Origin of the sequence: Pseudoalteromonas sp., assembly GCF_018402495.1 — a bacterium.
Lineage (GTDB): Bacteria > Pseudomonadota > Gammaproteobacteria > Enterobacterales > Alteromonadaceae > Pseudoalteromonas.
The window spans coordinates 677,014-703,416 of the sequence record NZ_JAGYIU010000002.1; the positions used below are offsets into that span (position 1 = coordinate 677,014).

Here is a 26,403-nt window from a genome sequence, read left to right on the forward strand (position 1 = left end):
ATAGGCTTTAGTTTTTGCTATTTTTACATAAACAAATACTTATTTAGCGCTTTATAGAACTAAATAAAAAGACAGAAGCAACGTAAGCGAATAATGCTTTTATAACATGGCACGCTAAGGTTTAGCCGAAGCGCCCAAAGGCAACTTTTTAGGACAACCTATTGTTTTTCAATGACTGCTTTTAGATTGTTTAATGCTGAAACAGAAAAACCACGATCATAAAAGTAAATAATTTTGCCATTTTCATCAAGCAGTATTACGCGGCTGTTATTCGGGTTTTCGTTACCAGTAAATGCCTGAACCTTATCGCCATCTTTATAAATTGTGATCACCCCGCCCCACAACTCTTTTGGGATCCCTTTACGCATACCGCTATCGATTAAGGTACTGAACATACGAGGAACCATACCTTGAATAGTTGGCAACTCATAAGCCGTCACATCAACTGCGCTCATATCTAAACCGATAAGCCAACGATCAATATCGAACTGACTATCTTGCTTATAACCAATTAATAGCAACGTATTGGGGTTGTTAAAATCATCAGGAATAGTAAATGACGTTTGCTCTAAGCTTTCTCCTGTCACCGTAGGAAACTGTTTACCAAGTAGTGCTTGATTGGGATACTGAGTTGAGCAACCACTTACCACTACAACTATCACCAGTGCCATTATTGCCTTTAACATACCTTTACTTCCTTTTTTAAATAAAAAGCTAAAGTGAACAAATTAACTTAATGCCTCGTATTAAATTTACGATTTTAACAGCAGTTACGATCTTACTTTTATGTAGTAAACCCCATAAATTAAAGAAAATACAATAATGTAAGCTAAATTTTTCAACAGGTTGCTTATTCGTTATATTCTAATATTATTACTATATTCATTTTAATTCTAACCCATAGCGAAAGTGTATTTTGTTAACGTCTTACAAAGCGTTAAAGTGCCGCGCTAATTCACAGCTATAAAAGAGGGTACCATGTCGCTTGCTGTATTATTAATGTTGGCATTATTTGTCGGTTTGCTATTCGCGATTTATCTTTTTTCGCAAAAAAACAGCTCTTTATCTCGTACCGTTTTATTTGGCTTAGTGCTTGGTAGCGCCTTTGGTCTAGCCCTACAATTTTTGTTTGCCCACTCTCCAGAGACGATTAAAGAAATACTCAGCTGGGTAAGCATAGTAGGTAAAGGCTATGTCGGTTTATTAAAAATGATCATCATGCCACTGGTATTGGTATTTATGATTGCCGCCGTAGTCAAACTCGAAAACCAAGGCTCACTAGGAAAAATATCTTTCATAAGCATCAGCGTGTTGCTTTTTACCACCGCTATTTCGGCTTTGGTAGGCATTGCTGTCACTTACGGGTTTGATTTAAGTATTGAAGGACTGGTTTCAGGCACTCGCGAAGCCGCCCGAATGGACGTCCTGCAAAGCAAAGCCGGCAATGTAGCTGATTTAAGTGTGCCACAAATGCTGCTTAGCTTTATTCCTGAAAATCCTTTTGCTGATTTAAGCAATCAACGTTCAACTTCAATTATTGCCATTGTTATATTTGGTGTACTTGTTGGTATAGCTGCACGCAAAGTGATGCTTGAAAAAACGGAGCTGGCAGGCCCTATTCGCAATGGCGTCAATGCCTTACAAGCTACAGTAATGAGCCTAGTACGCATGATTATCGCCCTAACACCCTACGGTGTTGCAGGGCTCATGGCAAGCGTAGTGGCAAATTCTAGCAGTAACGACATTTTAAATTTACTCGCCTTTATTGTCGCCTCTTACGTGGCTATTTTGTTAATGTTTGTTGTGCATGGCTTATTACTTAGCTTTGTAGGGGTTAATCCAAAGCATTATTTTGAAAAAATCTGGCCAGTACTGACCTTTGCATTTAGCTCGCGCAGTTCAGCAGCCTCCATTCCGATGAATGTCGATGTGCAAATTAATCAGTTAAAAGTACCACCAGCAATTGCTAACTTATCGGCTTCTTTTGGTGCCACTATTGGTCAAAATGGCTGTGCCGGTATTTATCCTGCAATGCTCGCAATGATGGTCGCGCCAAGTGTGGGAATAGACCCACTTACATTTGAGTTTATTTTACCGTTAATTGGTATTGTGGTTATTAGCTCGTTTGGTATTGCAGGCGTTGGCGGTGGTGCGACATTTGCCGCATTAGTTGTATTACCAACCATGGGATTACCTATAGAAGTGGTGGCTTTACTTATTTCTATTGAGCCATTAATTGATATGGCGCGTACTGCGCTCAACGTATCAGGTTCTATGACCTCAGGTGTGATCACCAGTAGGTTAATGAAAACTCAATAGCACTCATCTCTTATTTAATAGCCCAGCAATTGCTGGGCTTTTTTATGCGTGGCGCTTTGCAAAGCCTTCTCTGTATATTTTTTTGATTTGTTTATTTAATTAATAAACTTCTAAAAATCGCTTTTATCGATTACATCAATCGCTTTATTTCTCACACGGTTTTTAGCCCCTTTACTATACTATCTCCACCACTTAGTTATTCGAGCTAAGTTAGCAATAGCTTGAATGAAGTACTAGCCCACTAATTTTTAAATTATTAGATTCTATTTTTAATAATAGTAATACGCTTTATATAACGAAATTCGTTAACTTTAAGGAAGCTGACAATGAAAAACCGATCATTTACTAAAAAAGCACTTGTTGGATTTATAAGTATGGCGCTTATGTCTGGCGCTGCTTTTGCTCAAGAAAAGCCACAAATGTCTAAGCCTCAAGGCGCAGTTGGCATGGGTGAGGCTAAAATGGGTGCAACGAGAACAAACCAGTTTTGGTGGCCAAATCAACTTGATCTAGCCCCTCTTCGTGATCATGATGAACGCTCAAACCCTTATGGCGGCGACTTTAATTATGCCGAGGCATTCAATAGCCTAGATTTAGACGCTGTAAAAAGTGATATAGACGCCCTACTTACGCAGTCTCAAGACTGGTGGCCAGCAGATTTTGGTAACTATGGCCCATTTTTTATTCGTATGACTTGGCACAGCGCAGGGACCTACCGTACGCTTGATGGGCGTGGTGGCGCAGGGGGTGGCCAACAACGTTTTGAACCGCTTAATAGCTGGCCAGACAACGTAAGCCTAGATAAAGCACGCCGTTTACTTTGGCCAATTAAACAAAAATACGGTGAAGCACTTTCATGGTCAGACTTAATCGTATTAGCGGGTAATGTCGCCCTAGAAAACATGGGATTTGAAACTTATGGGTTTGCCGGTGGCCGACCTGATGACTGGGAACCAGACATGGTTTACTGGGGGCCTGAAGTCGAAATGCTTGCCAGCGACCGTGAAGATGCCAGTGGTAAATTAGAACGCCCATTAGGTGCAACTCACATGGGTTTAATTTACGTAAATCCTGAGGGCCCTAAAGGGGTGCCTGATCCAATCGGTTCAGCTAAAAATATTCGTGTTGCATTCGAGCGCATGGCCATGAACGACGAAGAAACACTGGCACTTATTGCTGGTGGCCACACCTTTGGTAAAATGCATGGTGCCCATAAACCTAAAGATTGTGTGGGTGCAGAGCCCGCAGCAGCAGGCATTGAAGAGCAAGGTTTAGGGTGGAAAAACAAATGTGGTAAAGGCCATTCTGAAGATACCGTATCAAGCGGTTTAGAGGGCGCATGGACACAAGCACCTACTCGCTGGTCATCACTGTATTTAAGCAATCTACTTAACTTTGAGTGGAAGCAAACACGCAGCCCTGCAGGTGCTATTCAGTGGATCCCAACGGATGAATCATTACATAGTGCTGTCCCTGATGCTCACGTTAAGGGTAAGTTTAATCCACCAGTAATGACCACCGCCGATTTAGCATTAAAGTTTGATCCAGAGTATCGTAAAATTGCTGAACGCTTTTTAAATGACCCTAAAGAATATCAGCTTGCCTTTGCTAAAGCTTGGTATAAATTAACTCACAGAGATATGGGGCCTGCTCGTAACTTTTTAGGTAAAGAAGTGCCTAAAGAAGAGTTAATTTGGCAAGATCCTATTTCAGCAGAGACTAAATCAAACATTGACGCTGATGCTGTGAAAGAGCTTAAAGCCGCTATTTTAGACTCTAACCTAAGTGTACCTGAGTTAGTACGTGTTGCCTGGGCCTCGGCTGCTAGTTATCGTGATTCTGATATGCGAGGCGGTGCTAATGGTGCACGCATTGCGCTTGCTCCACAAAAGGATTGGGCAGTAAATAACCCAACCGAAACCGCAAAAGTGATTAAAGAATTAAAAGCGATACAAGCTAACTTTAATGGTAGTTTCTTTAGTAAAAGTCACGTATCACTGGCTGATTTGATTGTATTAGGTGGTAACGCCGCAATTGAAAAAGCAGCAAAAGATGCAGGTTACACAATAAACGTTCCGTTTAATGCCGGCCGTGGCGATGCTACGCAAGCACAAACAGACGTAAATGCATTTAGCTTATTAGAGCTGCATGCCGATGGCTTTAGAAACTACTTTGATGCTGAACAAAGTTATAAATCGCCAACTGAAATGCTAATAGATAAAGCCGATCAGCTTGACCTAACCGTACCAGAAATGACCGTGTTAGTAGGCGGCTTGCGTTCACTTAATGCGAACTATAAAGGCACTGACTACGGCGTATTTACCGATAAGCCAGGTACACTAAATAACGATTTCTTTGTTAATTTGTTAGATATGTCGACGGTATGGAAAAAATCGTCAGATGCGGGCATTTACCATGGTTTTGATCGTCAATCGGGCGAGCAAAAATACAGCGCCACTTCTGTTGACCTTATCTTTGGTTCAAATTCAGAACTGCGTGCCGTTGCCGAAGTATATGCCTTTGATACCTCTAAGCAAAAGTTTGTAGAAGACTTTGTTGCAGCATGGACTAAAGTAATGAACCTAGACCGTTAATAACCAGTCAATAATACAACCATAGCGCTGCAACTAATTGCAGCGCTTTTTTATTCTACTTTAGAGCAACCACGCGTTCGCGCAAATCATCAGCATTAACTTCCTGCGCAGCAACCTTCTCACCAATGCTCACACTAACCAATGACCATTTGGGTCTAGGTAATCGCCACTTTGTTTTTCGGCTAAACATACTGCCCCATAATCCATCTAGATGAACAGGAATAACAGGTACTGGGGTGCGCTGAATTATTTTTTCAATACCACGGCGAAATACATCAACCTCGCCATCACCACTGAGCTTGCCCTCAGGAAAAATTCCCACCAACTCTCCACGCTCTAGTGCCTGAGCAATGTCGTCAAAGGCTTTATTAAACGCCTTAGGGTTTGCTTTTTGACTGTCAATTGGAATGGCTTTAGCCATTTTAAATAACCAATTGAGTGCAGGTGAATAATAAATAGGAGCAAACACGACAAATCGAATTGGCCTAGGCGAGGCGGCTAAAATAAACATCCAATCAACAAAGCTAACATGGTTACTTACCACCACAGCCGCTCCATCATCGGGTATATTAAGCTCACCTTTAGTGCGCACTCGGTACATACAAATCGCTAAAATATAAATAATAAACCGTAAGAAAAATTCCGGTACTTTGGTGTATATATAAAGCGATATCAATAAATTAAGGCCTGCCAATAACAATAATAATTGTGAAATTTGCCAATGTAACAGCGTTAAAGTAACAATACTTAAAATGGCGCTACCCACCATAAATAAAGCGTTTAATACATTATTAGCTGCAATTACCCGTGAACGGCTATCTGGATGAGTACGCTGCTGAATTAACGCATACAGTGGCACAGTATAAAACCCCGCCGCTATGCCAATACCGGCCATCCAAATAAAGTGCCAGAGCATATCGCCGGTATTAATCACTTGCTCTAGAGTCAGTTGCGGTTCGTTAGTTTGGCGGTAAAACTCGATGTTTGGCTCTTGGCTTAATAAATATAAAAATAAGGTAATTAACAATGCACCAAAAGGCACAATGCCCAGCTCAATACGTGAGCGCGATAATTTTTCACAAAGCAAAGACCCCAATGCAATACTCAACGAGAACACCACTAAAGCAGAGGTAACCACTAGCTCATCGCCTCCCATTACATGCTTTACGTAATTAGGAAGTGTGGTTAATATCACCGCACCAATAAGCCAAAACCAACTGATCCCCAATACCGATTTACCCACCGACTCGGTTTGTGCGTTAAGTGCATTAAATACACTTTTGGTCGAAGAAATAGGGTTAAGTGATACCTTTAAATTAGCATCATTGGCTTCACTTTTTGGTATAAAACGACTACTCAAATAACCAATAACCGCAAGGCTCACTATTGCAATACTGATATAAATAGGACCTGAAGACTGGGTTATATAATAAGTACCAAATACGGTACCTAACAAAATAGCCACAAAAGTGGCAGATTCGACTAACCCGTTGGCTTTAGTTAACTCATTTGGAGCTACATGCTGGGGTAATATAGAGTATTTTAATGGTCCAAAAAAAGTACTTTGTAAACCCATTAAAAAAACCGTGGCGAGCATAAGCCAAATCTGTTCAGTTAAAATCGATACCACGCCTACCAGCATAATTGGAATTTCGCAAAACTTAACAATTCTGATCAGCGCTGATTTCTCCATTTTTTCTGCTGTTTGCCCAGCCATCCCTGAAAATAAAAAAAACGGCAAAATAAATAATCCCGCAGCCACATTAGAATAAAAGGCACCATCGGCTAACGTCGCGGCCTGAAAAATTAAAATAAGCAGGATTGATTGCTTGTAAACATTGTCATTTAAAGCGGAGAAAAACTGTGTCACAAACAGAGGCAAAAACCGCTTGCTGCTCAGTAAAGCTCCTTGATATTGTTGTTTGTTTTCCTTCATTACGGCCTCTTAAAATTAGCTCCAGTGTTTAGATTACCACTGTGTAAAACAAATACGAACCCACTTTTTAATTACTTGTGCACGCATAACCCCAAATAAAACGAACAATAATTAAACAAATCAGCCAAGTCTTGCGTATAGTTGTTTATGGGTTGTAAATAAAACATCTATGTTCTAAACCTAAAAGATGACTAAAAAGGAGCATCTTTATGCCAACTACAAACACAATAGAAAAAGACATCAAATTTGCACGTTGTTTAGAGTGCAACAAAGTAAATACATTCGCTGCTTTTCATTGGCTCTCGTTAGCGCTTAAGGATATGGCGCGTGCGCCCATGTTGAGCTTAATTTACGGTTTAATCTTTACACTTATTCCCGTGGCGATTGTTTATTCTGCCGTACTTACCGACAGCCATCTTGTTATATTGCCAGCAACCGTTGCATTTGCCTTAATAGGTCCAGTATTTGCGGTTGGCTTATACGATGTAGCATGGGAGCTTGAAAAAGGCCACAAACCTACGCTTGGTCACTCACTAAAATCAATGTTTCGTAATCCTGTAGGTGAATGGGGATTTGCAATTTTACTTCTGGTAATTATGATTATTTGGATGAGGCTGGCTGCTATAGTACATGCATTATACCCAAGTCATGCTAACCCAACATTTGAAGAGCTTTCTGCGTTTTTAACCATAGGCAGTATTATTGGCGGCATTTTATTAGTGAGTGTGTTTGCCATTTCAGCGTTTACACCACAAATAATGATGGAAAGACGTGTTGATATAATGACTGCGGTGGTTTCTTCAATCCATGCTGTTAAGGAAAACTTTGCAGCTATGGTTGTGTGGTCTATTTGTATATTTGTACTAGTGGCACTTGGTTTTGCAGCAGGGGCAGCTGGATTTATAATTATTATGCCATTACTTAGTTACGCCAGCTGGCACGGGTACATTGCAGTTATTAAAACTAAAAAAGAACGCGGTTACGAATAAAATTTACCCATAATCAATTTTAATCACTTAATTAAACGCTTTAGGGCGTTTTATTAAGTGATGACTGTTTCTCCCCTGTGAATTAAATCTGCAACAACCTTGATCTCAATAAGGTGCAAAGCCTAAAAATCGCGCTAATATAATGTGATATACCCTACGCTTTATAAGGAATTAACATGATTCATAACGTGACAGATCTGATGACAGCTAACCCATTTTCGGTTGATATAAAAAGCACCCTACATGATGCGCATAACTTAATGAAAGAAAAAAATATTCGACATATTCCCGTTATAGACGAAGACGGTGCGTTTGTAGGCATGTTGACACAAAAAATAATGGTCGCAAAAGTAATGGGGATCATGGCTACATTTGGCGCAAATGCGTTACAACGAAAAGAAAAACTCACAAAAGTAGAAGACATTATGGTGAGTGATTTTATCACCGTTACCCCTGCACAACCTTTATCTGATGTTGTGAAGTTTTTTGTTGAGAATCGACATGGCTGTATGCCTGTTGTTAACGAACAAGGTCAACTAGTCGGTATTTTAACGTCTTCTGACTTTGTGCGTCTCGCTGCGGCGTTATTATCTTAACTTAACAGCACAATAAAAAAACCTGCGTTTTGAATTTACCCAAAACGCAGCCATTTTTATTGACGAATACCTGCCCAGAAGCCTCTTCGTATATAGCTAAGTCACTAACAGACTGTTATGGTAAACAGCGCTACTTTCAGCAGTTATTACTAAAAGGTAATTTGTCATATGGCTAATCAATTAAATGTATTGGGAACTCGCCTACAACTATGTTGTGGCAATGGCGGCTATACTCGCGAAGGGTTTTGCTATGTACCAGATTCAGACTTTGGTAATCACAGTGTGTGCGCCATTATGACCGACGAATTTTTGCAGTTTTCTAAAGCGCAAGGTAACGATTTAATTAGCCCTAATCCTTTGTATGATTTTGCAGGCTTAAAAGCTGGCGATAAATGGTGCTTATGTGCGATTCGTTGGTATCATGCCATTGCTGCAAATGTTGCTCCCCCTGTTGTACTTGAAGCAACAAACCAAAAAGCGCTAGACATTATTCCCCTTGAAGTATTAAAAGCCCATCAGTATACCGGGTAATGATTTGAGCGCTCAGCTTGCAATATTAAAGTATTACAACCACCCTTTATGTTTAAAAAATAAATAAGGGGCAAAGCCCGACAGCAACATAATGCCAATTGCAAATGGATAACCCCATTGCCATTGCAGCTCTGGCATTATATTAAAGTTCATCCCGTAAACACTGGCCACAACAGTGGGCGGTAAAAAAACCACTGAGGCAATAGAGAAGGTTTTAATAATCTGATTTTGTTCAATATTAATAAAACCTTGTGTTGAATCCATCAAAAAGTTTACTTTATCAAACAAAAAAGCACAGTGTGACATCAAAGTCTCTATATCAAGTACAATTTCTCGAAGTGTTTCGCGGTCGTCGTTTTGCGCACCTAAGCGTCGTATTAAAAACGAAATATTGCGCCGAGTGTCCATTAAACATAAACGTACCTTCCCATTCGCATCTTCTAAGCGAGCGATACGACTAACCGCCTCTTCTAAATCTGAGTCGTCTTCTTCAAGTACATAAGCGCTGAGTTTCTCTAATTGATGATGCATATCTTCGAGCATATCAGCATGGTTTTCGACTTTTTGATCGAATAAAGTAATTAATAATTGTTTTGGTGTATCACATATTACTTGACCTTTACGCGCCCTTAAACGTAATAGCCTAAAGTCAGCCAATTCCTCATCACGAATAGTAAGTAAGCAATTACTTTGCAGCAAGCAAGCAACCGTGACTGTATTAAATCGCCCATCATTTGGTGACATAAACAATGCATGCACATGCAAGCCTTCGTTATCAATAAAACATCTCGCCGAAGTTTCAATCTCTTCTACGTCGACCGATTCAGGAAAGGTTATATTGAGTGTTTTTGCAAGAATGCTTCGCTCCTGCGGCGTTGGATTAATTGTATCAATCCAGTGTGCATTTTTAATTGATACCTCAAGGGGGGTATTTGGCGCGTGTTCCTGCTCTTTAATAACCCCTTGCTCAATAGAAAAAAACCTCAGCATGCACTTCTCCTTCTATTACAAATTAGGCTCAGTATATGTAACAGATCATTAATCAACAATGATAATACATCAATTATGGCTACTATTAAGGTCAGGTATCCGCTAACACAATCCAGCACTGCTGTTTGCAGAATTTACAAAAAATGTATATTTTTCATAGTCTTTAAGTTAAACACGTCTTAAACCTCCGCAAAATAAAAATTAAAACCTTATATTACAATAGGTTAAACAAAAAGCCACTGACGGCATAGTCATTGCTTTGTATAAACTAACGCATGTTCATAAGCACGACTAAGCGCTGTGAACATTCCTTATAAAAACAGGAGGAATAATGAGTCACAATAACGAAGCAAACAAAATCGCTGAATTTACTGCCCCAGGTATGAATGAGGAATCTGCAAAAAACACCATAGCTATACTCGATAATCGTATGGTTGCCCTCATTGACTTACAGCTTACTCTTAAACATATTCATTGGAATGTAGTCGGTCCAAACTTTATTGGTGTGCATGAAATGTTAGACCCTCAAGTTGAGACTGTTCGTGAAATGACTGATACTATCGCCGAGCGTATTGCTACTTTAGGTGGCGTACCAGTAGGTACCCCTAAATCGATTGTTGATCGTCGTACATGGCAAGATTATTCAATTGGTAAAGGGCTCGTTACAGATCATTTAAGTGCCCTAGATAAAGTTTATAACGGAGTGAATGGCGATCACCGAACAGCGATTGGCAAGCTCTCAGAGCTCGACCCTGTATCTGAGGATATGCTGGTTAGCCAGCTTGCTGATTTAGAGCAATTTCAATGGTTTGTACGCGCACACATAGAATCATCAACAGGTCAATTGAACAGCTAATTCTTAAAGCGGCCATTTATCTTACAAAGCCCAGCAAATATGCTGGGCTTTTTGTAAAATTATTTTAAGTCTTATCTTATGTGTTTGGCTCCATGCACAATATCTCCCCTGCCTCTCTTTTACATTCGCTATTTACCAAAAGCTAAAGCTGTTTTTATAAAGTATAAATGCTTAACATGCCGCACTCTTGAAAAGGTAGAAGATAATCATATAAAAAAAGCGCAGCCGATAAAACATCAAAAATTATAACTTACGCCGAGTTAGTAACCTTTTACAACCAAACTACAAACTCATTCCCTATCGCGAAACTAATTATCACCTACTCAGCATTTACCATATCTTCAAACTTCATACCGGTTAATTTAGTCAGTACTTTAATCACATAAATAAAAATACCAATAAGCATTACCATAGAAGGAATAGCAATAACGGGATAACTTAATAAAGTCATTTCACCAAGTTGTTCGTTAAATTCAACACTGCCTGCAGGGCTTGTAACAATCCATTTAGCTAAAATGTAATTCATGGTCGATGAAAAAACAAAAGTAAGCGCTAATAGGTAATTAGCCTTCGTTATTTTTTGTTTGAACAGTTGCGTGTTACCACGCACATCTAAGGCATCGTAAATAGTATCTAATTTAAATAAGAGTGAGTTTAATAGCAGCTTAGCAAGTAAAGGTTTGCCAAAAAAACCAGACATTAATACGGTAAAGCCGATAATGGCAGGAATAGCTGCTTCTTTAATGGCTAACCACTCTACATCCATTTCAAATAATGCTATTCCCCCTGTTAGTAGGGTACTTAAAAAGCCTAAAAGTGAAATAAAGTTTAATGCACCCGCTTTTATAAAATCATAAACCCCATAACTAATAGGGAATATAAGCGCGACAATTAAGCCAACCACACTGCCTAAATATTCAGGACCAGTAAACTTCATTAAAATGACTGAAGGGATGATGATATTAAATACGATTTCAATAAGTGGATTATTTTTTTTACGCTTATTTGTAGCTTGATTATTACTGGTCATTTTTAGTTCCAAAAAATATTACTGCTGCCATCAATTTCCCCTTTGTAGAGTAAATAACGCTAAACATTACTTCATTGCATAATACCCGTAATGCCCTTGCTATTCTAGCTCGAGCTAAGGGCATCTATTTTTTAGCTCATTGGTCACCAAAAAACATACTAACATTTGTTTTATGTTGTTCAATTAAGGGAGTTATTTTATGGGGTTCTCATTTTTACAACTTGGAAAACCACCGCGCTTGCTCTAGTATCTAGTTTTTCTTAGTTCATAACTTGCATTTTAATGAAATCATTTCCGTCACTGTACTTTGCCAATTTATTTTTAATTATTGGTACCGGTTTACTCACTACCTATTTAGCGCTTTATTTAGGTAAACAAGGCACGTCTACGTTTTGGATAGGCTTAATGACTTCGTGTTATTACCTTGGCTTATTACTGGGTTCAAAGCTTGGCTATCACCTTATCAAATCGGTAGGTCATATCAGAACCTTTGCTGCAAGCACCGCTGCAGTAACTGCTTGTGTAGCCGCCCATGGGGTGAGTGACAATTTATATATTTGGCTAGCTCTTAGGTTTTTTGTTGGCTTAGGTATGATGTGTAATTACATGGTGCTAGAAAGCTGGCTAAATGAACAATCGGCGCCCGAATCACGTGGCCGAGTATTCTCGTTTTACATGATCACTTCATACTTGGGGATGATTTTAGGGCAATTAGCGCTGGCACAATTTCCTGAGCTAGGTTATGCGCCGCTATTTTTAGTCTGCATGGCGTTAGCAATAGGCATTATTCCTATTTCTATCACCCGTAGAATTCACCCAAAGCCTTTAAAACCGATAAAAATGAGCCTGTTTGATTACGCTAAAAAAGTACCGCAGTCACTTACCGCAGTGCACTTTGCAGGCATTATAAACGGTAGTTTTTATGGCCTTGCACCCATTTTTGCCAAATTATCAGGCTTTGACGCCGCTGACATTGCTATTTTTATGTCACTCACTATTTTAGCGGGCTTATTAGCGCAATGGCCAATGGGGATGCTCTCTGATCGCGTCCGCCGTAGTGTATTAATTCGCACCAATGCCGTCACTATCGGTGTGGTCAGCTTAGCATTGTGTTTATTGCCCACTTCACAACTTACAGCTTATATACTCACCTTTATTTTTGGTTTATTTGCATTTACCTTGTATCCGCTTTGTTCGGCACTGGCCAATTCACGGGTTGAAGACGAGGAACGCGTAGGCGTGTCATCGGCGTTATTAGTTGCTTTTGGCGCTGGGGCGGCAATCGGCTCTACGGTTAACGCACAGCTAATGAGTTACTTTGGGCACCAAGCATTGTATGGCTCTATTTCGCTACTAACCGTAGTCATGTATTTATTACTTACATTTATAAATTCTAAACAAAAATTAGAACAACCCGAACCGAGTGATTATGTAGTCGGTACTTCCGATGTAACTAATTCGCCATTGGCAGCAACGATGGATCCGCGTATTGAAGAAACCACCGCGCAAGAACAAATGCTCGTTGTAGACGACGAAGAAATAAATGATGAGTTTTTTGAACACCCCCAAGGTGAGCTGTTTAAAGACCTAGAAAACGAGCAAAAAAAAGAATAGCACTTCACACAAATCAAATAGTTAATTGGTTTTAAATGCGTATGTACCCTAACTGTTACATTCATTAACAGTTAGGCGTAATAATTATTGTATATTACTGTCTTTTTGTTTATAAATGCGTATCAGAACGGATTCTTGAATAATGTCATAAGCCTATCAGCGTAAAGCAGCGTCTCAAGTATTCGTTTTAAATAATCCCTTACGAATATTGGAAAGCCCATGCTAAAAAATAAAAAATACTTAACAACAGCCCTAATTGCTGCACTTGCAGCAGGTACTTTATCGGGCTGTGCCACAACGTCCTCTAAAGCATTAGAAACCCCCAAGGTAGACACCTACAACACAACTTACTCAGGGGCTAAAAGCAAATTAGTTGTGGGCCAGTTTGTTAACCGCTCTAGCTTTCAAAATGGTATTTTTTCATCAGGCCAAGACCGCTTAGGCAGCCAAGCAAAAACAACCTTAATGAGTCACTTACAGCAAACGAATCGTTTTAGTGTGCTTGATCGCGACAACATGCAAATGCTTGCAGAAGAAGCCAAAAGAACCGGTGCAAACCAAGTTATTAGCGGCGCAAAGTTTGTTGTAACCGGTGATGTAACAGAATTTGGTCGCAAAGCCATTGGCGATCGCCAGTTATTTGGACTGCTAGGAAAAGGTAAATCACAAATAGCATACGCCAAAGTTACACTTAATGTTGTTGATGTAACCACCTCAGAAGTTATTTACTCAGTACAAGGGGCTGGCGAATACAGCCTATCAGAACGTGAAGTTGTAGGCTTTGGTAGCACCGCCTCTTACGATGCAACACTAAATGGTAAAGTACTCGATTTAGCCATTCGAGAAGTTGTAAATAAACTCGTTACAGGTCTTGAAGCAGGCCAATGGGGTAACAAAGCATGAAAAAGTTAATCGCCTGCGCCTTAGTATGCGCTGCGCTTACTGGGTGTAATAACACCAAAGAACCGCTTTATTATTATGGTGACTACAACAGTGCCGTTTACGCCTACTTAAAAGCCGATGACGTTTCGGTTGAAGAACAAATCACCATACTAGAACAAGTTATTGCTGATGCAGCTAATAACGGTAAAGCTATCGCACCTGGTCTGCATGCACATTTAGGTATGTTGTATTTTGATACCGGTAACGCTGCACAAGGTATGACCCACTTTGAAACAGAAAAACAACTGTTTCCTGAGTCAATTCAATATATCGACTTTCTTCTAAAATCGGCAAAGGGTGCCTAATATGCGCTATTTAAAGTTTATCACTATCGCAACATTATTAACGGCGCTTGCTGGGTGTGTATCACCGCCACCAAGTCACGACTACAGTGCATTTAGACAAGCTGACCCTCACTCAATCCTTGTACTACCTCCTTTAAACAACACACCAGAAGTTATCGCGCCATATAGTGTAATGACGCAAATGATGACCCCGATTGCAGAATCTGGTTTTTATGTATTCCCGGTCGCTGTTGTTGATCAAACGTTTAAAGGCAATGGTTTAACGGTTGCAAACGACATACATCAAGTGCCTGTTGACAAGCTACATGAAATTTTTGGAGCCGACTCAGCTCTTTATATAACTATTGAAGAGTACGGTACTAGCTATGTTGTGATTTCAAGCGAAACAGCGGTTACTGTATCAGCACAGTTGGTCGACTTACGAAGCGGTGATGTTTTGTGGCAACATAAAGCCAGAGCCTCATCTGCAGAGCAACAAAACAATAACACCGGTGGTGGTTTAGTCGGCATGTTAGTTGTAGCTGCAATTAATCAAATAGCTGAAACGGTAACTGATAAAGGTTTTGAAATTGCCGCTATTACCTCTAACCGTTTACTTTCATCTGATACATACAATGGTTTATTGTATGGACCGCGCTCACCAAATTATGGTCAGCCGGCCACAAGTGAAAAGAAAAAGTAATAATAAAGCACACTGTTATAAAAAGGCCGAGTTAAATATTCACTCAGCCTTTTTAATTTTAAAATTATTTCACCCCTTTTCTGTTTGCCAGCCGTTATAGCTCTGAAACAACCTAATAAGTTAATTTGGAGCGGCTTATGCACACACTAACATTCCCTAAAAACCCCATGTTTAAAACATCCACCGCCGTGATTGGCGGTGCTGCGATGACCTTTATTGCATTTGCCTTTATGCAATACTTAATTAGTGGCGAGCAAAGAGCACCTATTAAATTGGGTGATGATATGACTGTTGAGATTTTTCAAGCGCCAGAAGATAAACAAACCACGCACATTAAAAGAATACCGCCACCACCTACACCTAAAATACCGCCTAAAGCACCACCACGTGTAACACCAAGTAATGAGCCAATAACAGCAATAAGCACAGCTCCCCCCATAGTTATTGACGGATTTGATGACGATATGAAGCAAACAATTACCCGCCCCACAGGAGATGCTTCACCCATTGTGCGCATAAATCCTAAATACCCAACTACCGCAGCACGTGATGGGATAGAAGGCTGGGTGCAACTTAGCTTTAATATTTCGCCCACAGGTGAAGTGATTGACGCCACAGTAATAAATGCCGAGCCTAAACGCATATTTGACCGCGAAGCGCTACGCGCCATCAAACGCTGGAAATATCGTCCAAAAGTGATTGAAGGTGTGGCACAATTACAAACAGGTCAAACCGTACAGCTTGATTTTAAATTAGACAGTTCGCAGTAAAGGAATAAGCGCCTATGCTATTGAGTATTAAGTCATGGTTATTTGAAGCGCCAAGCAAAGATTGCATGGCGCGGTATGCAAAAAGTGGCGACAACCGTCACTTAGAGCAGCTTATTGCATTATACAGTAACGATTTATACCATTACTTAGTGACGCAATCTAACGCTCAGTTAGCCTACGATATAAGCCAACAAACATGGCTAAAGGTTATTGAAAAGCGCCACCTTTACCAAGCACAAACCACGCCCAAAGCCTGGTTATTTAAACTAGCGCGCAACACCCTGATAGACGAATACCGTAAACAAAAATACTTTGTAGAGCTTGACGAAAAAAGCCAACTACCTGCGCAAAGTGGTAATCAAAGCGAATTAACAAGTAGTGATTCGCATATAGGCGACACACACATAAGTTACGAAGCATTTAACACTGCGCTCAAGCAACTTAGCTTTGTGCAGCGCGAAGCCATCACCTTACAACAAGAAGGTTTTAGCCTTGCCGACATAGAGCTTATAACGCAAAGCAACGCCCAAACCATAAAAACAAGGCTACGCTACGCCAAACAAAACCTAAAACAATTATTAGGAGACTGTAATGAATAAGCCTGATGAGCAGTTTGACCAATCACTCTCAAACCACTTTAAAGCGCGTAAAGCACGCACCAGCCTTTCGCATGCTCAACAACAGGCGTTAAAACACTCCGTAATCAAAAAACAACCTAAAAAGCTTGGCTTTGCCCTGCAACTCACAAGTCTTACCTGCGCACTGGGATTACTGGCCTTTATAGTGTTCGATAGCAACAACGTGATAAATACAGCCCCTAAAACCGTACTTAATACCATCAATATTTATGATTATTCCGTTATACAAACCCACGAAATAGATCAAACAGGTAGCTACGCAAGCGCTATAACACAACAAAAACGCGCCCTCGAAACCCAATTAGCAAACGATTTACGCCGCCATCAACAACGCATCACCGAGTACGGTAAACTTATTAAAGTAGATAGCGACTGGTACATAGCCAGCTGTAATAAAGAAGTGCTAGTGCAAATTAAGCAGTCACTGCTCAGTGATTTAAAAGGAAAGCACGCAGTTGAAAGTGGTATCAACACCGGCGACATGCTCGCTATGGCACATAATGGCAAAGGGCAAATTATTGCACTGAAGCATATGGGTACTGGGGTGAGGCAGTGCGGAGCTTAAGTTGGAACAGGCATTCAATTATTAAGCGATCCGTTGGGTTTCGTGTCACTCAACCCAACCTACATGTAAACAAAAACCCTACAAATTTACAGGCTTTGAATTCACTCACTTTGTTGGGTTTCGCTACGCTCTACCCAACCTACAAAACAGTTAAGCTCGTTACTAAGTAAGCCATATAAACGTTAAGCGCCGCCTAAAATAGCGCCTACCACCAGCAATGGCGGTAAAATAGAATACCAATGCATAACGCAACCTTATTTATTTTTACAATAGCAACGCTTTAAAGTCACTTACTAACACTTATTGATTTAACAATGCCTCATAAACAAGCGACACAACAGAGCCATATTGCGCTGTTTCATAGGTTTTACCCACAAATTGATAGCGCTTTTCAGAGCCTTTAATTGGAGTATGCCGTGCATTGGTGAGTAAAATAATGGCTAAATCGTAAGCCGGATCAATCACAGTCACTGTACCAGTCCAACCTGTGTGGCCATATGCTTGCGGGCTAGCATACGGGCCAAAGTGCCAGCGCCGTGCTTGGTTATTACCGGCAAGACGAAAACCTAAACCGTAGGTTTCATCGCTGCTTTGTGGCGTTAAAAATTGCGCTAAGCTACTGGCATTAAAAATTTGCGTATCACCGTAACCGCCTTTATTAAGTAACACTTGGCATAAAATGGCTAAATCAGGAGCGTTACTAAATAATCCCGCATGGCCTGCAACACCATCGAGTGAATAAAAAGCCCGCTCGTCATGCACTTGTCCTTGCAGTACATGAGTGCGAATATTATCAAAGTAAACACGGCCGTCGCGGGTATTACCATTTAGCTCAGTGGCAGCAAATTGTTGCGGGTTAAAGCCTTTTTTAAGGGGGTTAAATACAGTGTTACTAAGCTTTAAAGGCGCGTAAATATGTTGCTCTAGGTATTCATCGAGTGGCTGGCCGCTAATGCGTTCAATTAAAACACCTAAAATCATGTAATCAATATCAGAGTAAACATGCGGCGCTGTAGGTTCAGAGGTTAATGGCACGCTAGTAAGCAGTAACTGTTTAGTGGTGTCGCTGGCTTGTGAAAAAAATGCATCGCCATAAGCGGTATCTTTACGATGAAAATCGAACACCGGCGGATAACCTGCTTTATGAGTGAGTAGGTCTTTAACTTGGCGGTACTCTCGGCCGTCTCCCTGATACTCTTTTAGGTATGAATGCACCGTATGATTTATGTTTAACAGCCCTTCGCTCACAAGCTTCATTAGTGCAAAGTTTGTGGCAAATATTTTAGTGTTTGAGGCTAAATCAAATAAGGTATTTGTTTGCATGGGCTCAGGGCGCATTAGCATTAAATCACCTTGATCATATCGCTTTGCATCGCCATACGCGGTTAACTTTAATACCTTACCCGCTTTAACAACCGCTAATACCGCACCGGGAAAGCCTGCTTTTATATCGTTTTCAATAAGCGTATCAACTTGGCTAAAGTCGATTTCTTTTGTGGCGGTATTTTCTAAGGTAGCAAAAGCAAAGCGCAGGGTTAAACTGCCGCCAGCAGGTTGAATATTCTCCACCTTAAAGGTGTTCACGCCATTATGAGTATAGCGCCCTAAATTAAAGTTGTACTCGGTGTTAGCAAGTAATGGCTCATTAACTGAGAGCTTTTTATTATTGATGTATATATCGGCACTCAGTGCATTTTTGTTTTGTAGCAATAATTGCCCGCGCCCTTGGTAGGCCTTAAAGGTACCACGGTTATTTACATACTCTCTATTGCTGGGGTTTTGCTCAGGAAAGGTTGCAATTACTTGCGCATTAGCGAGGGTTTGAACCTGACTAGGCACATATGGGCGCTGTGATTTAATCGCAGTAGAGCGACTACAACCTGCAATAATAATGCTAAGCAGTAATACAACTACTTTATAGTACGTTTTATTGTTTACCATTTTTAAAACCCACTGTTAATAAAGCAAATAAGGCGCTCTTTGCTGTTTAAACTGCTCAAGAGCGGCTTGCCAACTTTGTTTAATTTCCTCAGCTGATTGCCCTGCTTCTATGGCAAGTCTTAATTTATCAGTTCCTGCGAGCTTATCCATAAAATCAGCGCGCTCAAAAAACACCAGCTTAGCTTGAGTGAGCTGCCGATAAGCATTTATTAAATAATTTAAATTTAAACCTGTGGTATCACTCTCGCGCAAATCAATCCCTTTCACCATTTGGTTTTTAAACTTTGGATTAAGCGCTGCGCCTTTTATTGAACGCGGGGTAAAACTAAAGTCCCCAAGAGCTACGGGTGAATAACCCATAACCTGAAAGGCAAAGTCAGTTCCTCTACCTATACTAATAGGAGTGGCTTCAAAAAAGCAAAGTGATGGATAAAGCGCAATTGATTGATCGTTAGGTAAATTAGGGCTTGGCTTTACCGGTAAACTGTATGGCGTTGTGCGGGTGTAGCCTGCAATTGGGATCACGTTTAGCTTTAAATCATGAGCTTGATTGATCCATCCCTCGCCTTTGATCATGTTAGCAAGCTCGCCTACCGTCATACCATGCAATACAGGAATGGGGTGCATACCTACAAACGATTTAAATTCTGGTTCTAAAATTGGCCCATCAATATGGCTAATATTTGGGTTTGGCCTATCTAGTACAATAAACTCAACACCCTGCTCTGCCGCGGCCTCCATCATGTAATGCATGGAGCTAATATAAGTATAAAAACGTACGCCCACATCCTGAATATCAAAAATAATCACATCAACATCGCTAAGTACCTTGGCGCTCGGCTTTTTATTTTTACCGTAAATAGAAATGAGCGCAATGCCGGTTTTACTATCTACGGCGTTTTTAACATGCGCACCGGCATCGTGATCGCCCCGAAAGCCATGCTCAGGTGCAAAAATTTTACTAATGTTGATGTTTTTAGCCAATAAGCTATCAACTAAATGCGTTTGCTCCACAAGCGAGGTTTGGTTAACCACCAACCCAACACGTTTATTTTTTAATTGCGGTAAGTACAAAGTAAACTGCTCCGCCCCTACAGCAATAGCACGTTTAGCATCATTCGCGTACGCGCTTAGCGTAAACACTGTGCTAACTATAAACAAAAAAGTGAAAAACACGGTTTTAAACATACAGCAAGTTCCTTTTAAACAAGGCATTTAAAATAACACAGCCGAGCGAAAAGAGCAGCTTAGATACGGGGTTCGTTACCCGTAACCCGTCGCCCGCTGCCCGCAACCTTTCACCTTTGTATTTAATCACTTCCTCTGTGCACTCTGTGACCTCTGTGGTAAATAAAATCATTAACCGACGCGGGGCAAACCCGCTGCTACATGTGCGCGGCGTAAAGCCCCGCCTACAAAATATTTTTTACCACAGAGAGCACCGAGGCGCTGCGCGCTACACAGAGAAGAGCCACGGGTAACGGGCTGTAAATCCTAGCACCTAGTCACTTCCCTAACACCTAGTCACTTTAATCACTTACTCTGTGACCTCTGTGGTAAATAAAATAACTAAAAATATAACAACAAGCCGCCCTGCGGCTAACGTGAGCAAGCTCTATATTGGAGATGAAATTGGCTATTTACCAAAAGGTATAAGCCAAGTATGGGTTTTAGAAACAAAAGAGTTAGCAGCTATGCTAACTAGCTTAAAAAATAGGTTCGACTCTGCTTGATTTCTGATTTCTACTATCTGATTTCTAAAACCTGCTCTTTAACCTTTAACTATTCGCCTTTAACCTTCTTTTTGCACCACAGAGAACAACGAGGCGCTTCGCGCTACACAGAGAAGACAAAATAATTAAAACACGGTGCTTAACCGTAGGCGGGAGTTTACCTCGCGCATGTTTAAGTAAAGTGCGCGGCATAAAGCCCCGCCTACAAAACAATTAAAACACGGTGGTTTCCCCGCAACCCGAAGCCCGTCGCCCTTAACCTTTCGCCTTTAACCTTTAACCCTTAACCTTCACCCTTTAACCTTTATATTTAATCACTTACTCTGTGCACTCTGTGACCTCTGTGGTAAATAAAATCATTAACCGACGCGGGGTAAACCCGCTGCTACATGTGCTAACTAGCTTAAAAAATAGGTTCGACTCTGCTTGATTTCTGATTTCTACTATCTGATTTCTAAAACCTGCTCTTTAACCTTTAACCTTTAACCTTTCACCTTATAACAGACATAAAAAAACCGCTTATTAAGCGGTTTTTATCTAACATTTACCAGTTATTTTATAACACGCAAATGTGAGCCTTTTTTCTTTTCAGGCTTAGGATCAGGTGTTTCATCAACACTTTCAGGTGATGAATCAACACTTTCAAGCTCTGGAGCAAAATCGTCTTCGTCCTCTAAAAACTCATCTGCAGTAAAGACTGTGCCTTCGCCATTTTCGCGTGCATATATTGCAAGTACAGCCCCTAAAGGCACATACACTTGCATTGGCTGGCCGCCAAAGCGTGCGTTAAAGCTAAGCTGAGAATTATCTAACGAAAACTGCGTGACCGCTGAAGGGCTTATGTTTAATACAATTTGGCCGTCTTGGACAAACTGTGTAGGCACTTGCACTGCAGGAAAATCAGCATTAACCACTAAATGTGGCGTGCAATCGTTATCAACAATCCAATCAAAAAAAGCGCGTAGTAAATAAGGACGATTAGAGGTCATTATAAACGGATCTCACGCTCTGCTTCAGTTAAAGAAGCTTGGAATGAATCACGTTCAAATAAACGGATCATATACTCTTTAAGTTCTTTAGAGCCTGCACCACTTAGCTCAATACCAAACTCAGGTAAACGCCATAATAGTGGAGCTAAATAACAATCCACTAAGCTAAACTCTTCACTCATAAAGTAAGGGGCTTCACTAAAAATGGGGGCTATTGCAAGCAATGCTTCGGTAAGCTCTTTACGAGCCTGCGCTGCACCAGAGGTGTTGTTAATGATTTTTTCAGCTAGGCTGTACCAATCAGTATCAATACGATGCATCATTAAACGGCTACGACCACGCATGACCGGATATACAGGCATTAGTGGAGGATGAGGAAAACGTTCATCAAGGTATTCCATGATGATGTTTGCCTGATATAAACCAAGCTCACGGTCGATCAGTGTGGGGACTGTACCGTAAGGGTTAATTTCGTGAAGTGCTTCTGGCAGATTATCCTTTTCAGCCATATGAATATCTACACTTACACCTTTTTCTGCAAGTACAATGCGTACTTGGTGGCTATACATACAGTTAGCACCAGAAAAAAGGGTCATTACAGGGCGCTTATTGGCAGCTACGGCCATGCCTACCTCCATTAAATAACTAAAACAGCAATAGGGGCTTAAGCCCCTATTGCAAAATTACCTTTAAATATGTTCAAACTTAATGAACATCTCTCCAGTATTCTTTCTTCAGCATAAATGCCAAGATAAATAAAATCACTAAGAATCCAAGTACCTTAATACCAAGCGCTTCCGACTCAAGACGTGTAGGTTCACCTACATACTCTAGGAAATTCGTTAAATCACGAACTGCTTGGTCGTATTCATCTACACTTAATTCACCCGTACCGTCTGTTTCAGTACCAACAATTTTAGTAACTGTTTTACCATTCACTGTTACTTCTTCAGTGATTGCAGTAGGCACACCTTGCAGCTCTTGAAGAACATGCGGCATACCCACTAATGGAAACACACTATTGTTAACACCAAACGGACGAGACTCATCTTTATAAAACGATTTTAAATAAGTATAAATCCAATCACTGCCACGCACGCGTGCAACATTGGTTAAATCAGGTACTGCCGCACCAAACCATTTTGCAGCATCGTCTTTATCCATAGCATTAAGGATATGACCACCTACTTTTGAACCATCAAAAATAAGCGTCTCTTGGCCTACCTCTGTTGGAATACCAATATCACGGAAAGTACGTTCATAACGTTGATACTGCATTTGGTGACAACCTAAACAGTAGTTCATGAACAACTTAGCACCGCGCTGCAAAGATGGCTGATCAGATATATCGTTACCCGCTTCCATTAAAGGAACCGACGGACCCGCCGCCATTGCTGGTAACACGTTTACTGATAAAGCAAATAAACCGATTAGTAGCTTTTTCATCATTTCGTTAACCTCTCAGGCAATGGCTTAGTTTTTTCATTCTTACTGTAAACAAATAACAGCACGAAGAACATAAAGTAAGTCACAGTACAGATTTGCGAAACCAGCGTTTTAAAATCAGTTTGTGGTGTAGCACCAACCCAACCTAAAAGAACGAAAGTCACAACAAAACCTGCAATGTTCCATTTGTGGAAACCACAACGGTAACGAACTGAACGAACCGAACCACGGTCAATCCAAGGCAGTAACGCCAATACAACAATGGATGCACCCATTGCAGCAACACCCATCAGTTTATCAGGGATTGCACGTAAAATTGCATAAAATGGCGTAAAGTACCAAACAGGGAAAATATGCTCTGGTGTTTTAAGCGGGTTAGCTGCTTCAAAGTTTGGCGCTTCAAGGAAGAAACCACCCATAGCAGGCATAAAGAACACAACCCAACAGAACAAGATTAAGAAACCTACCACACCCACAATATCTTTTACTGTGTAATAAGGGTGGAACGGAATCGCATCTATAATATCTTTTTTATCAGTATAGTATTCATGAAACTTAAATTTAGGCTTGTCTTCTTCTGGTACAGTGCCTTTTTTACGTTTGTTATCAATACCGTCTGGGTTGTTAGAACCCACTTCGTGTAATGCAACAATATGTAAAAATACCAAAATAACAATTACTAATGGTAATGCAATGACATGTAGCGCAAAGAAGCGGTTAAGCGTTGCACCTGAAATTACATAATCACCACGGATCCACAGTGTTAAATCATCACCAATAACCGGAATCGCCCCGAATAGTGAAATAATTACCTGTGCACCCCAAAACGACATTTGCCCCCATGGTAATAAGTAACCCATGAACGCTTCAGCCATTAGCGCTAAGAAAATAAGCATACCAAATACCCACAATAGCTCACGTGGTTTTTGATAAGAGCCGTAGATCATGCCACGGAACATATGTAAATAAACAACAACAAAAAATGCAGAGGCACCCGTAGAGTGCAAATAACGTAAAAGCCAGCCGTATTCTACATCACGCATAATGTATTCAATTGATGCAAACGCACCCTCGGCTGATGGTACATAATTCATTGTTAACCAAATACCCGTAAGTATTTGGTTTACTAGTACTAACATGGCTAAAGAGCCAAAAAAGTACCAAAAGTTAAAGTTTTTTGGTGCTGGATACTGTGCAATGTGCATGTTCCAAACACGTGTCATTGGGATACGGTCGTCTATCCAACCGATAATTTTACCAAACATTATGCTACCCCTTCTTCACCCACTAAAATAGTGGTCTCATCAAGAAAAGTATAAGGCGGTATTTCTAAGTTTAACGGCGCAGGCACCGACTGGAATACACGACCAGCCATATCAAACCGAGAACCATGACACGGACAGAAGAAACCATCATCAGTGCCTTCTACTAACTCACCAAAGCCACCTTGTAAAAAGCTAGGTGAACACCCCAAATGCGTACAAATACCCACAGCGACAAAAATCTCTGGGCGTATTGAACGATAATCATTGGTTGATGACTCTAATTGTTGTGGCTCTTGCGATTGCGGATCACGAAGTTGATCTTCATGCCCTTTCAATTGCTCAAGCATTTTTGGGGTACGCGATATAACCCATACAGGTTTACCACGCCACTCGACACGTATTAATTGTCCTGGTTCAAGTTTGCTGATATCTACTTCTACAGGCGCACCCGCAGATTTAGCTCGCTCACTTGGATTCCAAGACGCAATAAAAGGAACAGCAGCCCCAGCCGCACCAACACCACCAACAACAGAGGTAGCTATGGTTAAAAAGCGACGTCGGCCATTGTCTACAGGCGCATTGCTCATCCACTTATCTCCACTATGATTCTCAACACTTGCTATATTGAGAACATCAGTTACAGCAGGTTAATTTTTCGAATTTTAAAAAAGAAACGATCATAATTAAAACCCTTGCTTAAAACAAGGTTATTTACAGACTCTCACTCGAATAATACCAGCTTATCCAAATACATGAATAAGCAAGCTCAAGAAAAAACCAAATGACTAATACCGCTTCAGTAAAAAATAATATGAAAGTAAAAACAAACCCACCATAACAAACAGTCACAACTGTATTAGGTGGCTTTATACTCACTTACTTTATTTGCCCGCCAATTGTAGCAAAAAAATTCACCAATTAACTGATGGATTTAAACTAATTGCGATAATTATTTAACTTTTTTTGCGTTAGTAGGCTATTTTTAAGCTTTCGCTCAATAAATACGCACGCTACGCCAATTTTGATCAAGCTAATATCGACATTAGTCGTAAGGGGTTCGAGGTTCGGGGTTCGGTGTTCGGGGTTCGGTGTTAGGTGTTAGGTGTTAGGTGTTAGGTGTTAGGTTAAAGGTTGCGGGTGACGGGCTTCGGGTTGCGGGGGAACCACCGCGTTTTAATTGTTTTGTAGGCGGGGCTTTACGCCGCGCACATGTAGCAGCGGGTTTACCCCGCGTCGGTTAATGATTTTATTTACCACAGAGGTCACAGAGTGCACAGAGTAAGTGATTAAATATAAAGGTTAAAGGCGAAAGGTGAAAGGTTAATGGCGACGGGTTACGGGCGACGAGGCGCGGGTAGACATTAAACCTCGAACATGCGCGAGGTAAACTCCCGCCTACGGTTAAGCACCGTGTTTTAATTGTTTTGTAGGCGGGGCTTTATGCCACGCACTTTACTTAAACATGCGCGAGGTAAACTCCCGCCTACGATTAACCACCGCGTTTTAATTGTTTTGTAGGCGGGGCTTTATGCCGCGCACTTTACTTAAACATGCGCGAGGTAAACTCCCGCCTACGGTTAAGCACCGTGTTTTAATTATTTTGTCTTCTCTGTGTAGTGCGCAGCGCCTCGGTGCACTCTATGGTGCAAAAAGAAGGTTAAAGGTGAAACTA

The 26,403-nt window shown here is 40.8% G+C and carries 24 protein-coding genes; 13 read left to right on the top strand and 11 right to left on the bottom strand.

The features are described 5' to 3' along the window. Positions 1–158: 158 nt before the first annotated feature. Positions 159–686 carry a hypothetical protein gene (locus KG708_RS08655; protein ID WP_213608989.1) on the bottom strand — a complete coding sequence of 176 codons (528 nt, stop codon included), beginning with the start codon at positions 684–686 and terminating at the stop codon, positions 159–161. A 292-nt stretch (positions 687–978) separates the two neighbouring features. Between KG708_RS08655 and KG708_RS08660 the strand changes: the two genes are divergently transcribed. Together KG708_RS08660 and katG are read left to right on the top strand one after the other, a co-directional pair. After that, positions 979–2,319: an L-cystine transporter gene (locus KG708_RS08660; protein WP_213608990.1), complete on the top strand. Its 1,341-nt coding sequence runs from the start codon at positions 979–981 to the stop codon at positions 2,317–2,319. 326 nt (positions 2,320–2,645) lie between these two features. Continuing rightward, entirely contained in the window at positions 2,646–4,913 is a 2,268-nt protein-coding gene (gene katG, locus KG708_RS08665) for a catalase/peroxidase HPI (protein WP_213608991.1), read from the top strand. A gap of 55 nt (positions 4,914–4,968) precedes the next feature. Here katG and KG708_RS08670 read toward each other — a convergent pair whose 3' ends face one another. Next, positions 4,969–6,849: an MFS transporter gene (locus tag KG708_RS08670; protein ID WP_213608992.1), complete on the bottom strand. Its 1,881-nt coding sequence runs from the start codon at positions 6,847–6,849 to the stop codon at positions 4,969–4,971. A gap of 209 nt (positions 6,850–7,058) precedes the next feature. Here KG708_RS08670 and KG708_RS08675 point away from each other — a divergent pair, with 209 nt between their 5' ends. The 3 genes from KG708_RS08675 to KG708_RS08685 all read left to right on the top strand — a co-directional run bounded on the left by KG708_RS08675 (position 7,059) and on the right by KG708_RS08685 (position 8,965). Beyond that, positions 7,059–7,838, top strand: coding sequence for a DUF2189 domain-containing protein (locus KG708_RS08675; protein WP_213608993.1), 780 nt, complete (start codon positions 7,059–7,061; stop codon positions 7,836–7,838). 176 nt (positions 7,839–8,014) lie between these two features. After that, positions 8,015–8,434, top strand: a complete 420-nt coding sequence (locus tag KG708_RS08680; RefSeq protein WP_213608994.1) for a CBS domain-containing protein — start codon at positions 8,015–8,017, stop codon at positions 8,432–8,434. A gap of 168 nt (positions 8,435–8,602) precedes the next feature. Then, entirely contained in the window at positions 8,603–8,965 is a 363-nt protein-coding gene (locus tag KG708_RS08685; RefSeq protein ID WP_016900500.1) for a DUF2237 domain-containing protein, read from the top strand. Positions 8,966–8,998: 33 nt separating this feature from the next. On the opposite strand, the gene corA is transcribed toward KG708_RS08685, so the two are convergent. Beyond that, positions 8,999–9,955, bottom strand: coding sequence for a magnesium/cobalt transporter CorA (gene corA / locus KG708_RS08690; RefSeq protein WP_213608995.1), 957 nt, complete (start codon positions 9,953–9,955; stop codon positions 8,999–9,001). A gap of 331 nt (positions 9,956–10,286) precedes the next feature. Here corA and dps point away from each other — a divergent pair, with 331 nt between their 5' ends. Beyond that, the gene (dps, locus tag KG708_RS08695) at positions 10,287–10,811 is read left to right on the top strand and encodes a DNA starvation/stationary phase protection protein Dps (RefSeq protein WP_213608996.1); all 525 of its coding nucleotides are present in this window, start codon (positions 10,287–10,289) and stop codon (positions 10,809–10,811) included. Between the two features lie 319 nt (positions 10,812–11,130). Here the strand turns inward: dps and KG708_RS08700 are convergent, their stop codons facing one another. Then, positions 11,131–11,841, bottom strand: a complete 711-nt coding sequence (locus tag KG708_RS08700) for a VC0807 family protein (protein WP_213608997.1) — start codon at positions 11,839–11,841, stop codon at positions 11,131–11,133. Between the two features lie 282 nt (positions 11,842–12,123). Here KG708_RS08700 and KG708_RS08705 point away from each other — a divergent pair, with 282 nt between their 5' ends. The 7 genes from KG708_RS08705 (at position 12,124) to KG708_RS08735 (ending at position 17,357) form a co-directional block, all read left to right on the top strand. Beyond that, positions 12,124–13,455, top strand: coding sequence for an MFS transporter (locus KG708_RS08705; RefSeq protein WP_213608998.1), 1,332 nt, complete (start codon positions 12,124–12,126; stop codon positions 13,453–13,455). Between the two features lie 219 nt (positions 13,456–13,674). Then, a complete protein-coding gene (locus KG708_RS08710) occupies positions 13,675–14,358 on the top strand; it encodes a CsgG/HfaB family protein (RefSeq protein WP_213608999.1) in 684 nt (227 codons plus the stop codon). Then, complete coding sequence (locus KG708_RS08715; RefSeq protein ID WP_213609000.1) at positions 14,355–14,702, top strand: DUF4810 domain-containing protein; 348 nt, start codon at positions 14,355–14,357, stop codon at positions 14,700–14,702. The genes KG708_RS08710 and KG708_RS08715 overlap by 4 nt, the downstream gene beginning before the upstream one ends. A gap of 1 nt (position 14,703) precedes the next feature. Then, the gene (locus KG708_RS08720; protein WP_213609001.1) at positions 14,704–15,384 is read left to right on the top strand and encodes a DUF799 domain-containing protein; all 681 of its coding nucleotides are present in this window, start codon (positions 14,704–14,706) and stop codon (positions 15,382–15,384) included. Between the two features lie 137 nt (positions 15,385–15,521). Further along, a complete protein-coding gene (locus KG708_RS08725) occupies positions 15,522–16,154 on the top strand; it encodes an energy transducer TonB (protein WP_213609002.1) in 633 nt (210 codons plus the stop codon). Positions 16,155–16,168: 14 nt separating this feature from the next. Beyond that, the gene (locus KG708_RS08730; RefSeq protein ID WP_213609003.1) at positions 16,169–16,753 is read left to right on the top strand and encodes a sigma-70 family RNA polymerase sigma factor; all 585 of its coding nucleotides are present in this window, start codon (positions 16,169–16,171) and stop codon (positions 16,751–16,753) included. Beyond that, positions 16,746–17,357 carry a hypothetical protein gene (locus KG708_RS08735; protein WP_213609004.1) on the top strand — a complete coding sequence of 204 codons (612 nt, stop codon included), beginning with the start codon at positions 16,746–16,748 and terminating at the stop codon, positions 17,355–17,357. The genes KG708_RS08730 and KG708_RS08735 overlap by 8 nt, the downstream gene beginning before the upstream one ends. Positions 17,358–17,657: 300 nt before the next feature. Here KG708_RS08735 and pbp4b read toward each other — a convergent pair whose 3' ends face one another. The 7 genes from pbp4b to petA form a co-directional block, all read right to left on the bottom strand. Beyond that, positions 17,658–19,298 (bottom strand): penicillin binding protein PBP4B, encoded by a 1,641-nt coding sequence (gene pbp4b / locus KG708_RS08740; RefSeq protein ID WP_213609005.1) that lies wholly within the window; start codon positions 19,296–19,298, stop codon positions 17,658–17,660. Positions 19,299–19,313: 15 nt separating this feature from the next. Next, positions 19,314–20,486, bottom strand: a complete 1,173-nt coding sequence (locus tag KG708_RS08745) for an exo-beta-N-acetylmuramidase NamZ domain-containing protein (RefSeq protein ID WP_213609006.1) — start codon at positions 20,484–20,486, stop codon at positions 19,314–19,316. Positions 20,487–21,582: 1,096 nt separating this feature from the next. Next, positions 21,583–22,020 carry a ClpXP protease specificity-enhancing factor gene (locus tag KG708_RS08750; RefSeq protein WP_213609007.1) on the bottom strand — a complete coding sequence of 146 codons (438 nt, stop codon included), beginning with the start codon at positions 22,018–22,020 and terminating at the stop codon, positions 21,583–21,585. Then, complete coding sequence (sspA, locus tag KG708_RS08755) at positions 22,020–22,646, bottom strand: stringent starvation protein SspA (protein WP_213609008.1); 627 nt, start codon at positions 22,644–22,646, stop codon at positions 22,020–22,022. The genes KG708_RS08750 and sspA overlap by 1 nt, the downstream gene beginning before the upstream one ends. A 79-nt stretch (positions 22,647–22,725) precedes the next feature. Next, positions 22,726–23,469 carry a cytochrome c1 gene (locus tag KG708_RS08760; RefSeq protein ID WP_213609009.1) on the bottom strand — a complete coding sequence of 248 codons (744 nt, stop codon included), beginning with the start codon at positions 23,467–23,469 and terminating at the stop codon, positions 22,726–22,728. Further along, on the bottom strand, positions 23,466–24,731 hold the full coding sequence (locus KG708_RS08765; protein ID WP_213609010.1) for a cytochrome b N-terminal domain-containing protein: 1,266 nt from the start codon (positions 24,729–24,731) through the stop codon (positions 23,466–23,468). The genes KG708_RS08760 and KG708_RS08765 overlap by 4 nt, the downstream gene beginning before the upstream one ends. Further along, positions 24,731–25,318 carry a ubiquinol-cytochrome c reductase iron-sulfur subunit gene (gene petA / locus KG708_RS08770; protein ID WP_213609011.1) on the bottom strand — a complete coding sequence of 196 codons (588 nt, stop codon included), beginning with the start codon at positions 25,316–25,318 and terminating at the stop codon, positions 24,731–24,733. Before petA ends, KG708_RS08765 begins: the two co-directional genes overlap by 1 nt. Between the last annotated feature and the right edge of the window lie 1,085 nt (positions 25,319–26,403).